This window comes from Streptomyces sp. YJ-C3, from assembly GCF_053891275.1.
On record NZ_CM132685.1, the window covers coordinates 4266982 to 4279659 of the forward strand.

Annotated in this window: 13 protein-coding genes and 1 pseudogene; 9 read left to right on the forward strand and 5 right to left on the reverse strand. The window is 67.5% G+C overall.

Annotation, left to right across the window (positions count from 1 at the left end):
* Positions 1-276 precede the first annotated feature (276 nt).
* From ACVHNB_RS19030 to ACVHNB_RS19055, 6 genes are all read left to right on the forward strand, one after another.
* A complete protein-coding gene (locus tag ACVHNB_RS19030; RefSeq protein ID WP_428949941.1) occupies positions 277-687 on the forward strand; it encodes a DUF1622 domain-containing protein in 411 nt (136 codons plus the stop codon).
* Positions 688-1416: 729 nt separating this feature from the next.
* Positions 1417-1821 carry a hypothetical protein gene (locus ACVHNB_RS19035; RefSeq protein ID WP_428949940.1) on the forward strand — a complete coding sequence of 135 codons (405 nt, stop codon included), beginning with the start codon at positions 1417-1419 and terminating at the stop codon, positions 1819-1821.
* Between the two features lie 215 nt (positions 1822-2036).
* Positions 2037-2429 (forward strand): hypothetical protein, encoded by a 393-nt coding sequence (locus ACVHNB_RS19040; RefSeq protein WP_428949939.1) that lies wholly within the window; start codon positions 2037-2039, stop codon positions 2427-2429.
* A gap of 260 nt (positions 2430-2689) precedes the next feature.
* Positions 2690-3571, forward strand: coding sequence for an alpha/beta fold hydrolase (locus ACVHNB_RS19045; protein ID WP_456228712.1), 882 nt, complete (start codon positions 2690-2692; stop codon positions 3569-3571).
* 192 nt (positions 3572-3763) lie between these two features.
* Positions 3764-5146: a mycothione reductase gene (locus tag ACVHNB_RS19050; RefSeq protein WP_428949937.1), complete on the forward strand. Its 1383-nt coding sequence runs from the start codon at positions 3764-3766 to the stop codon at positions 5144-5146.
* 167 nt (positions 5147-5313) lie between these two features.
* The gene (locus tag ACVHNB_RS19055) at positions 5314-5871 is read left to right on the forward strand and encodes a Dps family protein (protein ID WP_428949936.1); all 558 of its coding nucleotides are present in this window, start codon (positions 5314-5316) and stop codon (positions 5869-5871) included.
* Between the two features lie 243 nt (positions 5872-6114).
* On the opposite strand, the gene ACVHNB_RS19060 is transcribed toward ACVHNB_RS19055, so the two are convergent.
* The 5 genes and pseudogenes from ACVHNB_RS19060 to ACVHNB_RS19080 all read right to left on the reverse strand — a co-directional run bounded on the left by ACVHNB_RS19060 (position 6115) and on the right by ACVHNB_RS19080 (position 9896).
* A complete protein-coding gene (locus tag ACVHNB_RS19060; RefSeq protein WP_428949935.1) occupies positions 6115-6678 on the reverse strand; it encodes a dihydrofolate reductase family protein in 564 nt (187 codons plus the stop codon).
* Between the two features lie 54 nt (positions 6679-6732).
* Positions 6733-7071: a hypothetical protein gene (locus ACVHNB_RS19065; protein WP_428949934.1), complete on the reverse strand. Its 339-nt coding sequence runs from the start codon at positions 7069-7071 to the stop codon at positions 6733-6735.
* Between the two features lie 634 nt (positions 7072-7705).
* A pseudogene (locus tag ACVHNB_RS19070) lies at positions 7706-7855 on the reverse strand (IS5/IS1182 family transposase); the annotation flags it as partial.
* Positions 7856-7907: 52 nt separating this feature from the next.
* Positions 7908-8546, reverse strand: coding sequence for a DUF6518 family protein (locus tag ACVHNB_RS19075; protein WP_456228713.1), 639 nt, complete (start codon positions 8544-8546; stop codon positions 7908-7910).
* Between the two features lie 255 nt (positions 8547-8801).
* Positions 8802-9896, reverse strand: a complete 1095-nt coding sequence (locus ACVHNB_RS19080; RefSeq protein WP_456228714.1) for a DUF4184 family protein — start codon at positions 9894-9896, stop codon at positions 8802-8804.
* Positions 9897-10139: 243 nt separating this feature from the next.
* On the opposite strand from ACVHNB_RS19080, the gene ACVHNB_RS19085 reads away from it, so the two are divergent.
* The 3 genes from ACVHNB_RS19085 to ACVHNB_RS19095 all read left to right on the forward strand — a co-directional run bounded on the left by ACVHNB_RS19085 (position 10140) and on the right by ACVHNB_RS19095 (position 12649).
* A complete protein-coding gene (locus ACVHNB_RS19085; protein ID WP_456228715.1) occupies positions 10140-10865 on the forward strand; it encodes an ANTAR domain-containing protein in 726 nt (241 codons plus the stop codon).
* 616 nt (positions 10866-11481) lie between these two features.
* Complete coding sequence (locus tag ACVHNB_RS19090; RefSeq protein WP_428949919.1) at positions 11482-12171, forward strand: restriction endonuclease; 690 nt, start codon at positions 11482-11484, stop codon at positions 12169-12171.
* A 283-nt stretch (positions 12172-12454) separates the two neighbouring features.
* Positions 12455-12649: a hypothetical protein gene (locus ACVHNB_RS19095; RefSeq protein ID WP_428949918.1), complete on the forward strand. Its 195-nt coding sequence runs from the start codon at positions 12455-12457 to the stop codon at positions 12647-12649.
* The last annotated feature ends 29 nt before the right edge of the window (positions 12650-12678 follow it).

Genomic DNA, 12678 nt, shown 5'->3' on the forward strand with positions numbered 1-12678 from the left:
CGCATCTTCGAGGATCGGCAGAACCTGAAGGTGGCGGAGGCCGCAGCCTTCGAGAACGGCGAGGAGGGCAGTCTCCTCCAGCAGCCTGCCGGGCTATTGCGATTGCCCCGTCACCGCGTTCCTCCAGCAACCGCGGGTGCCGTCCCCTCGTACTCCGTACTCCCGAGTCATCTGTCGCCACCCGAGGCATTGCCACAGAGGCCGTCGGCCCTCCGTGGCCCGGACGGGCGTGAACTCGTCCTTGCCTCTTGGCTATTGGGAGAAGAGCCTCCACCAATGACCCCGTTGGTGGAAAAGCTGCCCGAGTCGAGCCTGCACGAAGTGATCGGTCTGCTGGTCAGGCTGGTGGAGTCCGCGGGCGCACTGGTCATCTTCATCGGTGCTGCGTGGGCGTTCGGGCAGTTCATCCGGGCGGGTGTGCGCGGGCGCGGCAAAGTGGCGGAGTTCAACCGAATCAGGCTGGGCCTGGGGCGGTTCCTCGTCCTGGGCCTCGAGTTCCAGCTGGCCGGCGATGTGCTGCGCACGTCGGTCGCACCGAGTTTCGCCGAAATCGGCCAGATGGCAGCCATCGCGGCCATCCGGACCGGGCTGAACTTCTTCCTCGGACGGGAGATCGCCCAGGAGCAGGCCGAGATCGAACGAGGTGCAACGGCGCGCTCACAGGGACCGGGGGGACTGCCGAAATGAACGGATGGCTGCGTGCCAGCCCGCTCGCACGATTCGACAGGGCGTCGTGGCCGCATCGAAGCGGCTCGTCCTGCCACCCCGCGTAGGACATGATCTTCAGATTCCTGACGCGGCCTCCTACTGATAGCAGTTGCCAGAGCACAGCACGGATACCGTGCCGCTGTCGCCGACCACCGTCGTGGAGACGCTGATGTGGGTGGTGATCGTGGGGATCTTGCTGGTCTCCCAGGGCATGGGAGCGGCCACAGCCTGGGGAGCGAGACCCGCGAAAGCTGCGCCGGCCACGAACACGGCGGCAACTGCTCGCTTGGGCAGACGCGTGTTGACTCCTTGATCGACGAGTGGTCGGCGAGGTCCAGCGGCTGGCGCGCCGAGCGGAATGGCCGCCGTGGCCGGCCGTCAGTCTCGCGGTGCCCGCAGCCACAAGCCAGGATCAGCGGAGGAGTTCGGCGCATCTCCATGCGATCGACGCGAACGGCAGACCGTGTTCCGGCCAGACCCGGTAGCAGCCGAGGTGACTCCCGGATCGCCGCCCGCTGGTACGCCCGCAACAGACTTCACGACGCGACCACTGTCATGTCACGAACGTGTCCTGAGAACGATCAAGGTGCAACGTGGGCAACCACACCACCTGTCTAAGGGGACAGAACCCCACACGGGCGAACACTCGCCCCGCTCACTCGCCCGCCCGCTCCCCAGGAGCGACGGCCCCACGCAGAGGACACCAGCATGCGCACTCGGAAGATCTCGGCACTGACCATGACCGCAGTGGCCCTCTCACTGGCACTGACGGCGTGCGGCAACAACGGCGCCGACCACGCCTCCTCCCCGAGCAGCTCATCGGTGGCCACGAGCACCCCGTCGTCCGGCACGGCGGAGAGCAAGCCGTCGAGCACGCCTGCCACGTCGGACACCAAGTGCACGGACCGGCTCAACTACGCGGGCGACCCGCGTTCCAACGCTGAGATCAACTCCATTGGTGCGGACACGGGTACGTGCCCGCCGGTTCAGAAGGAGCCGTCCGACACCAAGTGCACGGACCAGCTCAACTACGCGGGCGATCCCCGTTCCAACGCTGAGATCAACTCCATCGGCGAGGACACGGGCTCCTGCCCTCCCGTCAAGCAGAAGTGAAGCGCCACAAGTGAAGCGCCAGTACCCCTCGCGCCGGGCCCTCCGCCACAGTTCGCGGGCGAGGTGAGGGACCCGATTCCGCCGCTCTCTGCCGTTCGGGTGAGCGTCTGGTCTGTTGGGGTGGTGTGACGTGACGTTTCTGCCGTGGGCCGAGTTTGGGCAGGTCGGCAGGGTGCACGATGCTCCCACCACGCCCCCCCATACTTGGAGTAACCATGATCCGTAAGGTTCTGGCCGGTGCCGCTCTCGCGTCCGCCGCTGCCGCTGCGACGGTCGGCGCGACGGGCGTTGCCTCGGCGACCGAGGGCGGTCCGCAGGCGGAGACGATGACCAGCGCACACGACGCGAACCAGGCCGCCCGCGCCTCTGTCGGCTCGACCTCCTACGGCACCGGTGCCTCGGAGTTCGCCACCGACAACGGGGACGTCGCCATCGCCGGTGACCCGGGCGGCATCGCCAACTCCTACGGCGCCCCGTTCGTCGACGTCGACCTGCGCTGCGCGGTCCCCGCGGCCCAGGGCGTTGGCGGCAACGTGCTCGGCGGCCCGGTCGCCGCCTGCACGAACGAGCCGGTCGACCAGTTCGACGCGCCTGAGCGCATCCTCTGATACCCCCACTCCCCGGACTCTTCCCTTCGTCCGGGGCATGGGAGCACCGGGTAGGGCCCTTGCGATGATCCGTGTTACTCCTTGCACGGATCGTCGCGAGGGCCCTGCTGTGTCACGGCACACGCAACACAAGGTGGTGGCGGAGTGGGCTGACGTGGCCGGGCCCTGTCCGGCAGATCATGTGCGGACAGGGGCGGGACGTGCAGGTCAGGCGCCATATTCTTGGTGCGCTTTATGGGCGGCCGTGGCAGGCTCCGTGCATGTCGATCGTTGGTGTGTCTCCCGAGGTGTCCATCGCGTACGAGAGCTTCGGCGACCCTGGGGATCCGCCAGTTCTCCTCGTGATGGGTTTCGGCGCGCAGATGATCGCCTGGCACGAGGACTTCTGCCGGGCGCTCGCAGAGCGCGGCCGCTACGTGATCCGATTCGACAACCGCGACTGCGGGCTGTCCACCAAGTTCGACGATCACCCCGTCGACATGGGCGAGTTCATCGACGCCGTCAGCTCGGGTGACATTGCCACCGCCCTTGCGATGGTTCCCTACCGGCTTCGCGACATGGCCGACGACGGCCTTGGCTTGCTCACCGCGCTCGGTATCGAACGCGCCCACGTGGTCGGCGCCTCGATGGGAGGAATGATCGCCCAGACCATGGCTCTCTCCTCCCCGGAGCGGGTGCTGACCTTGACGTCGATGATGTCCTCGACGGGCGAGAGTGAATACGGCCGGCCCAGCCCGGAGGCCCAGGCTGTGCTGTTCAGTCCGAAGCCGGCGGACCGTGAGGGATACGTCGAGGCCGCGGGGGGGGAACTGGTGTGGGCCTCCAAGCGATACGGCAACGCCGCGGTACTGCATGAACTGGCCGCCGAAAGCTACGACCGCGCCTACTGTCCCGCCGGGATCGGACGACAGCTCGGCGCGATGATCCTCAGTGGTTCACGCGCGGATGCACTCCGCGAACTGCGCGTGCCGACCCTGGTGATCCATGGCCTGGACGACACGCTGATCGACCCCAGCGGCGGGAAACGCACCGCGGAGCTGGTGCCCGGTGCCGAACTCCTGCTGGTCCCCGACATGGGCCACGACCGTCCACGCGAACTCTGGCCCGATCTCATCGATGCCGTGGTGGCCCACTCCGGTTGAGCATGCGTCCGCGCATCGCCGCGTCCTGCGCGGGGACGGCTTCAACTCCTGCGCGTGGGGTCGCAGTATCTTCGCCAGCCGTGCCTGGCGTTGACGATGCACGGACACGGCTGCCAGGGACGGGCTGCCTCCTGTCGGAGGCGATCGTGCGCGCGAGGGTGTGAAGGCGGACGATTCGGCTAGGGATCTTTCATGCCACACCATGATCTCGTCGTGCTCGGTGCGGGCACCGGCAATGCCCTCATCGATGACCGGTTCGCCGACCTGGACGTCGCCATCGTCTCGGAAGGCCCATTCGGAGGCACCTGCCTGAATGCGGGCTGTATCCCCAGCAAGATGCTCGCCGCCACCGCCGAAGTGGCTGACACCGTACGCGCCAGCGGACGGCACAACGTGCGGGCCCGTCTCGACGCAATCGTCTGGCCACAGGTTCAGGAGCGTGTCTTCGACCGACTCGACACGCAGTCCCGCGAGGGCGAACAGGGCCGCGCAGACACCGCATGGATCACTGTCTATCGGGGCGCCGCGCGGTTCACCGGAGAACGCGAACTCCTCGTGCAGACGTCGTCCGGCAGCGAGACGATCACCGCTGACCGGATCGTCGTCGTCGCAGGCGGACGCCCCGCTGTGCCGCCTGTCGTGGCCGATTCAGGAGTTGCGTACGAGACCTCGGACACGGTGATGCGACTCGATGAGGTTCCCGCTCGGATGATCGTGCTCGGCGGTGGATACATTGCCGCTGAGCTGGCTCATGTCTTCCACTCCGCGGGCACCGCCGTCACCGTGGTCGAGCAGCGCAACTCCTTGCTGGCCCAGCAGGACGAGTCCCTCGCTCGCGCCTTCACCGACATCGCTGACCGACAGTGGGATCTGCGCTTGGGGAGTGAGGTCACCGGGGTAGCCGGAAACCGGGGCAACGTCACCGTGACGCTCGACGACGGCAGCGAGATCGAGGCGGACACCCTCCTCGTCGCAGTGGGACGACGCCCCAACACCGACAGCCTGGAAGTCGAGAACGCCGGCATCGCCTGCGATGACGAGGGGCTGATCCACGTCGACCCGCAGATGCGCACCAGCGCGACCGGCGTTTGGGCGCTCGGTGACATCGCCGACGCCGGAGCGCCGCTGAAGCACGTTGCCAACCGCCAGGCGGAGATCGTCGCCCATAACCTGCTGCACCCGGACCGGCCGCGTGAGATGTCATACGACGTAGTGCCCTCGGCGGTCTTCGCGCATCCTCAGATCGCCCAGGTCGGTCTCACCGAACAGGACGCGCGTACGCAGGGGCTCGACTACGTCGTCGGAGAGCGCCGCTACGAGGACGTGGCCTACGGGTGGGCTCTCGAGGACACCGACGGATTTTGCAAGGTGCTCGTCGACCGCGCCTCCGGCCGCCTCATCGGAGCCCATGTGCTCGGCCAGGAAGCGGCCGCGCTCCTGCAGCCACTGGTCATCGCCATGACGTTCGACCTGAGCGTGCAGGACGTCGCTGAGCGGCCGTTGTGGATCCATCCGGCCCTGAGCGAGGTCGTGGAAAACGCGCTGCGCAACGCGATCGGGAAGATGGCCGGGTAGCGACGCAGCCCGAGGCTCTGCCATCCGACCCGGCCGAATCGCCGAGGACAGCGTGACTGCGGGCGCCAGTGTTCGCTGTCGTGGTGGACTTCGGCCCGGCTGCTGAGTGTGAACAGCTCGGTCTCGGGTACCGAGAGGTGATATTGCCCTAGATAGGAGTAAGAAAAGTGACATCTTCGCCTGCTCCCCGTTACACGGTGCCTGGCGTCTCCGTTGAGGACGCGCACCTGATCATCGGATTGCTGCAGCAGCGCTTGCACGCTCTCAACGATCTGCACCTCACCCTCAAGCACGTGCACTGGAACGTGGTCGGACCGCACTTCATCGCGGTGCACGAGATGCTGGACCCGCAAGTGAACCGGGTCCGTGACATGGCAGACGACGTGGCCGAGCGCCTGGCCGCTCTCGGTGGTGTGGCCCAGGGAACCCCGGGCGCTCTGGTGCGCGAGCGGACGTGGGAGGACTACAGCGTGGGACGGGCGGATGCCATCGCCCACCTGGGCGCACTCGATCTCGTCTATACCGGGGTCATCGAGTCGCTTCGTGACGCAGTCAAGCAGGTCGGGGCGATCGACCCAGCCACTGAAGATCTCCTGATCGGGCAGCTGCGAGACCTTGAGCAGTTCCAGTGGTTCGTTCGCGCACACCTGGAAACGGCCGGCGGCCGGCTCACCACTGCTGGAGCGGAGACGGAAGCGGAGGCGGCGTCGTCCGCACAGCGGTGATTCGGTGATGGCGTAGCTTCGGGCCCTCGCGTGACAACCCGGGCTCGAAGCTACGCGGACGGGTTACGCGGCCGGTAGCGGTGATGCTCTCCGCCATCGTGGTACGTGCGCCTGCGGGCGGGCGTGGTCCGTCCGACTCGCCTCCACCAGGAGCTGGTTCACGCCGCCTCGCGCAGGTCATGGTGCTGAGAGAACGTCACCGGCCGGCCTGTTCTTGCCAGGACTCGGCGGATCATCAGCCGGCTAGCGCGCCACGCGGTAGCGGAGGTAGACGACTTTCGAGCTGAAGGTGCGGGTCTCGACGAGTTCGAGATCCACCCGGCGCTCGTGCTGGGGGAAGAACGGAATGCCGCCGCCGACGAGCACCGGGTAGACCCTGGCACGGTACTCGTCGATCAGACCCAACTCGGCCGCCTCGGCGGCGAGAGTCGCGCCGCCGATCGCGATGTTGCCGTCCCCCGGCTCGGCTCGCAATCGCTCGATTTCCTCCCCCAGGCCGCCGGAGGCCAGGCGGGCATGGCCCTGTACCGCGGACAGCGTGGTGGAGAACACCACCTTGGGGAGCTGCTTCCAGACCGCGGCAAACTCGAGCGTTGAGAAGTCGAGTGACGGATTCTGGTCAACGGTCTCCCAGTACAGCATCGTCTCGTACAGCCGCCGCCCCAACAGGTGGACACTGGCCTCCCGTACCTCGTCGGTGGCGAAGCGAAAGACCTCCTCGTTGGGCGCCGTCCAGTCGAAGCCGCCGCCCGGCCCGACGATGTAGCCGTCCAGTGAGACGCTCATGGAGTAGGTCACGCTGCGCATCAGAAGTCCTCCTGGGTGACGGGTTCGACAGTACGGTCTGCCGCATTGCAAGCGTCACTCATGGGGACCATCGGGTGCGGGCTCATCGAGATGGCGCAATCCCTCTTCCCACCTCCGCCTACGCGCCTCCTCGTCCTGTTCCCACCATGGCGGCGTACCCCGCTCCCCAAGAGCGACCTTCGCGGCGTTCACCTTCTTGCGCGCGGCGCGCTCCGCCGTGGCGTTCTTCTCTCGGAGCGCGACACCGACCGCCCGGCGAGCGGCCATGAGATGCGAACGTAGGCGTGTCGCGGCGTCTTCGGGCACGGCTGGGTCGGTGGCTCGCCACTTGCGTCCGCGGATCACCACGTAGTGACCGTCGGTTGTGTGCTCGGGTTCGGTGTGTCGGTTCACCTACGGCGTATTCCATGGTTGCCGGATTCCTGAACCCAAGGCGCCGCCTCCGTGTCGTGGAAGAAGGTGGACGGCTTGTTTGTGGGAACGACGAGGGCGCGACGATCCGTATTGGGGACCACAGGGGCGCCATGAACTGTGTCCCTGCGTAGAGATCTGGAACCGGGCGCATGTGTCAGGTCTGTATGGCCAGGACGGGGCTCTGCGGCAGGGGTGGCAGAAGGCGAACTTGAGGGGATTCATTTCGGGAGACCGGCGCTCCGTCGAGCGAGCGACCAACTCAGCGAGCCCGTGCACACCTGCTGCGACGCCGGGCCCTGCAACGGAAGCGCGGCGTGCACGATCTTCGACCTCACCAACGCCGACGTACCCACCGCCCTGAGCGAGCGAGTACGCCTAGCACTTGATCAACGACGTTCTGATTCGCCCATGATTTACACGTTCGACCCGTCACGGCACGGCGCCGGGAACGCGGTCAGTGCCGACAGCATTGCCTTCGGGGCTTCCTCGGCGGGGTAGTGCCCGCACTCGACAAGGACGAGGCTCTGCACGTCGGCGGCGGCCAGCCTCATCGTTGCGCCGACCGACGCGCCCAGGTTCTCCGCGCCCCCGATCGCAAGGACGGGGAGGGACAGCCGTCGACGGCAATCTGGTCGAGCGTGAGCCCAACGATCTGGTCGTAGGACTCCAACGCGATCTCCTTGAGCCGGGCGAAGATGCCGAGCCGGATCCACTCGTTGCGGCCGTTGCGGGTGGTGGTCGCCGAAGAGGTCGTGTCGGAGATCGGGTGCTCACCTTTCCTCGCGGCCCCCCATATCTCCTATCTGCGCAAGTTCTTAGGCGGAGATCTTGTCGAGCAGCCCGTACACGGCCGCGTAGGCGAGGGGAGAGGCGAGGAACGCCGCAGCCACGCTCAAACCTCGCTCTCTCCATGTGCCTGCAAGTAGAAGCGGGAGTGCGCAGGCAACCGAGCCAGTGGCCACCGCCTGACCTGTGTACCCGAGGGTGAGCCATGCATGCAGGCATTCGCTCCCGAACAGGCCACCGAGTGCGCCCAACCCGGCGACTCGCTGCCAACGGAGAGGACTCCGCCGCCACCAGGCGCCAGCGACACCGAACACAGGACCCGCAATGCAGGCCATGACCAGCCAGACCAGCGGAAAGACGAGGCTCCCCATGCCGCCTCGGCCGACTTCCGCGTAGCCGTAGTAGCCGACAACGAGGCCGATCTCTGTCAGTGCTCCGGCTGCAGCGAGACTCCGCAAGCTGCGTATGCGGTGCGCGAGGACTGCGCCGGTGACGAAAGCGAACGCCGACCACACGCCGCCCGAGTTCGCTAGCTGACTCCACGGCCATGGCAGCCAGCCTTGAAGCAGGTTCGTCAGGACACCGAGGCCGAGACCAGCGACGACACAGGCAGTCAGCGTGGTCGTGGTGAGGTTCGTGGCACGTCGCAAAGTCATCGTGGGGGTCACGAGGAAGACTGTACCTTCGATGTATACACGTGGTTCATAGTGGGGTCCTGTGATGCTGGACCTTCTGTTGTGGTATCGCGTTCGGCGCGCAGCCTCGCAGTTCAATCCCGGTCGGCTGCAGTGTGACGGCGGCCGCGAATCTCCGGCCCAAGGAAGCCCTCAAGGCAAGCACAAAAGGCCGCAAGTAGTCGATCATGGTTTGGCCTTTGCAGGGCACCTGTCCTCCCACGACGTTTCCGAATGGCAAGGGGAGATTCAGTGGCGATGCGAGAGCCCGACAGCGTGACAGGTGCGACATTCACCAGCACAAGTGCTGCCGCCACCCGTGGCGAAGGAGGGCGCATGACCGGGCTCGTGGTCCCCCTCGCGCTGATCGGGTTCGTGTTCTGCGCCGGCCTGTTGCTCTTCGTGCGCTTCGCCCATTGGGTCGGGGCACATCCGATGGCGGGGGCCTTCGTCATGCTGCTCACTGGCCCCGTGTTCTACGTGGCGCTGCGGGCGATGCCCCGGGCGCGCGAGCTGCGCCGGGCTGCCCGCGCCGGAATGGCCCAGGCCGACCGTGAGCTGGCGGTGGACCCAACCCGTGCATCGCCACCGGTCCGAGCGGTGGCACGCAACGACGCGGCCGTGCCCGGCCCGGATGCCACGGATGCGGTGCATGACGGGCTGACGGTCGAACTCCACCATCGCCGCCCTGACTTCGGGTAGCCGGCCGGCGCGGTAGATGTCGACCCGCGGGTGGATCACCTCCGCGGCGACACCCGCCAGCGCGTAGCCCAACAGCACCGCCCGGGCTGCGGTTCGGGCCGCGCGCGGCATCGCGGGCAACAAGGCGCCGGGGTCCACGACGTGGGGAGCTGTCCGGTACCAGGACCTGTACGCCAGGACCAGTGCGACCAGCCCCAGAAGAGAGAGCCCTTCCTGGACGAGCTGGGTTCCGCTGTAGGTGCCGATGACCGGGGTGAGACCCCAGTCGACGTACCGGCCGTGAGTGATGTCATAGAACAGCAGATGGGTGGCCGTTCCCAGGACGGCCGACAGCCACAGCCAGCCGAACGCGGCGGGCCCGCGAAGCCGGAACCCGGTGGCCGGCCCGGCAAGCCTGCCCCGCAGCCGAGGTCCGGCCAGGTCCACCAGCGGGCGCTTGAGCAGCGCGTGGAAGACCACCAGCATCAGCGCCGTCTGCAGCGGACAGAAGAGGAGACCCGGAACCCAGTCGTGCATGCCGAGGTTCGGGAACGGCAGTTGGTAGACGTCCGGCATCATCGAGCCGATGACCAGAGCGGACGGCACGAGTCTGCCTCTGAACAGCGGGACGACGGCGGCAGGATGTACAAAGGTCGCGGGCATGCGGGGCTCCGGGGAAGGGGGGACTGGCCCTTCCATCCTCGAAGCGCCCGACCGTCCCTCTCTCGTCCCCGGGCAGGAAAACGACCCTGGACCTTCGGCATAGGTTCCACCGCGACGCTGTGGACCCAGGGCCACTGGCCTGTTCCCCGAGCCCGGCAGGGAGCCTCCGGACGGATTTCGCAGGGTGGCTTGTTCGTGTCACATCCCCTGCGCAGGCGGTGTTGCTGGCCCTAGTCTCAGGAGATGACGCCCCGACAGACGGATATTGCAGAGGTTTTCACGCGGGTGCTGGAACAGGCCGCGGCAGATCCGCTGGATGTGCAGGGTGCGCTGGCCGTGTTCGTGGAGAGCAGCCGGTGGCTTTACGGGGCCCGCGCCGCGCTCGTCCGCTACACGCCGCTCGGCACGACAGTGGTGTGGACGGACGGCACCGACAGCGCGGTCCGGTCTCTGGCGGCGGACGCTGCCGGCTGGGGCGAGGGCCCGGGCCACGACGTACAGGGCTCGGGCTGCGCACTGCTCGACGTGGACGTGACCACGCACTCGGCCTGGGAGCGCTGGCCGCGGTGGGCGCCGCGAGCCGCGAGCCTGGGCTTCGGGCGAGTCACGGTGCTGCCCCTCAGCGGCGATGACGGTTTGGTCGGCGCCGTGGTGCTGCTGGGCGCGCCGGGCAGCCCATTGGATGAACCGGCCCTGGAGCTGGTCCGTTCTCTTGCCGAGGCGGCAGCCGGCATGTGGAAGTTGCAGCGTGAGGTAGAGGAAAGCCGCTCTCACGCAAGCGACCTGCAGCAGAGCCTGTCCACGCGCGTGGTGGTCGAACAGGCCAAGGGGATCCTGGCCGCACGGCACAACATCAGTCTCGAAGTCGCCTTCGCCCGCCTGCGCCTCCGTGCAACCACCGGGCAGCGCACCATCTTGGAGGCGGCCCACGACGTCGTGGAAGGCCGGCAAGAAGCAGTCGGACCGTAGAAAGACGCCTGCGGCTGACGGTGCGACGATTCACGTGGGGCTGCTCAGGGAGTATGTCCTGATGCAGAAACGGGATGAGGACGGCAGCCCGCTGGCTCTCCGTCGATGATGCTCTCGTAGAGCGACCCTGGCCGCAGGGCGCTGTGGAGTGTTCCTCGAGAAGGCCTCGGAGCGCGGCGGAGCCTCCCCGTGAATCCGGGCTGCCACGGTTCTGGCTTGGCGATCACTGCGACGCAGAATCCCTGACCACTTGTCAGTGGGTGATGCCAGCATGGGTAGTTCGTCGGGCAAGCAGTCTCGGAGGGGGAGCCGTGGTCTGGATCGACAGGTGCTGGCGAAGAGACGGTACGGAGGTCAGGGCGCACTCCAGGTGGGCCGCCGGAGCCCGCCGTGAGGTGGCCCTCTTCGTCGGCGTAGCCGTGGTGGTCGTGGCCGCGGGAAGTTCCATGAGCACCACCACCGATTCGCCCGGATCGAAGCCGGGTCCCTCGGGGCGTACGCCCGGACCGACGTCCACGGCGGCCTATCCGGTGCACTTCCCGGGGTGGGAGAAACCGAGGAGACCCACGCCGACGGTCTCGTACCCGATCCGTTTCTCGCGCGGCGGTGAACAGTAATGGGGCGGGCGCCTGCGCGGCGTCGTCGGCCGACCAAGCGTCAGCAGCGCCTGCAGGCGCAACTGCTGACCGTCTTACTAGGAGCAGTGGCCGCGCTCTGGCTGATCGGCGCGGTGGTCGGCTGGCTGCTGGCTCACTGGTGGGTCCTGCTCGTGCTCGCTGCGCTGGCGGGACTGGCAGGCGCGGGGTTCTTCCAGCAGCGGCAGCAGCGGGCCGCGTGGGCGGACGCCCGGCGCCAAGGGCTGCGTTACGCGCTGTCCCAGCTGGACCGGCTTCACCACCGTGAGTTCGAGTACGCGGTGCGGGACCTGATGCTTCGCGACGGCTGCACCGACGCGAAGCAGGTCGGCGGCGCCGGCGACAACGGCGCCGACGTGCTCGCCACCGACCCGCTGGGGCGCAGATGGGTCATTCAGTGCAAGCATCGCAAGGCTGGTGCGGAAGGTTCAGCGGTGGGAACCCCGGATCTGCAGCGGCTGAACGGGACGGCCCGGCCGCTTCACCATGCGGACGTGGTGGTGCTGGTGACCAATGGAAGGTTCTCGTCGAAGTGCCCGCCACTTGCGCAGCAGTTGTCCATTGCTCTGGTGGATCGGCAGGTGCTGGCGGCCTGGGCTGCGGGGTCGCGGCCCTTGTGGGAGGTGTTGCCGAAGGTGCCGCCCCCACGGCGATCGACTCCCCTGAGTTGAGAGAAAGGCAGGCCAGAGCGGCGTTGAAGAGCGAGGCTCCGGGGCGTGTGGCCGCGGAACGCACCAGCCCCTGTTCTTCCGACCGATCTCGCTGACCGGCCCGCGGGGCAGGCCCTCAGAGCCTGCCCCGCGTCGGAAGCCCCGCTTTCACCGTCCGTGTTCGCTCGAGTAGCGGGAGTGATCGTGCGGTCATAGCCTGGCCGTTGTGGCAGCGGCTGGCGTGAGGCTGCCACCGGCGACCGCGGGGCGCACCCGCGACAAGCCGGGACGCGAGGTGAGACCCATGAACGCCCTGCATCTGCCGGTGTTCCTCGTCCTGATCGTGGCAGTGATCTTCCTGCTGCGAAAAGGCGAGGGCAAGCTCTCCCACATCGTGGTGGGCGCCGCATTCGGCTTCTATCTGGCGGGCACGTCGGCAGCGTCCGCCGTGTCCTCGACGCTCGACTCCGCAGTCACGGCCATCAGCTCGCTCATGTGACGACACAGGCGTGTGCCCCGCCTCCAGGT

Bases quoted from the DNA above. Each gene is read 5' to 3' on its own strand.
- ACVHNB_RS19030 (WP_428949941.1), top strand. From the start codon at position 277: ATGACCCCGTTGGTGGAAAAGCTGCCCGAGTCGAGCCTGCACGAAGTG.
- ACVHNB_RS19095 (WP_428949918.1), top strand. From the start codon at position 12,455: ATGAACGCCCTGCATCTGCCGGTGTTCCTCGTCCTGATCGTGGCAGTG.
- ACVHNB_RS19035 (WP_428949940.1), top strand. From the start codon at position 1,417: ATGCGCACTCGGAAGATCTCGGCACTGACCATGACCGCAGTGGCCCTC.
- ACVHNB_RS19060 (WP_428949935.1), bottom strand. From the start codon at position 6,678: ATGCGCAGCGTGACCTACTCCATGAGCGTCTCACTGGACGGCTACATC.
- ACVHNB_RS19050 (WP_428949937.1), top strand. From the start codon at position 3,764: ATGCCACACCATGATCTCGTCGTGCTCGGTGCGGGCACCGGCAATGCC.
- ACVHNB_RS19085 (WP_456228715.1), top strand. From the start codon at position 10,140: ATGACGCCCCGACAGACGGATATTGCAGAGGTTTTCACGCGGGTGCTG.
- ACVHNB_RS19045 (WP_456228712.1), top strand. From the start codon at position 2,690: ATGTCGATCGTTGGTGTGTCTCCCGAGGTGTCCATCGCGTACGAGAGC.
- ACVHNB_RS19040 (WP_428949939.1), top strand. From the start codon at position 2,037: ATGATCCGTAAGGTTCTGGCCGGTGCCGCTCTCGCGTCCGCCGCTGCC.
- ACVHNB_RS19090 (WP_428949919.1), top strand. From the start codon at position 11,482: ATGGGGCGGGCGCCTGCGCGGCGTCGTCGGCCGACCAAGCGTCAGCAG.
- ACVHNB_RS19080 (WP_456228714.1), bottom strand. From the start codon at position 9,896: ATGCCCGCGACCTTTGTACATCCTGCCGCCGTCGTCCCGCTGTTCAGA.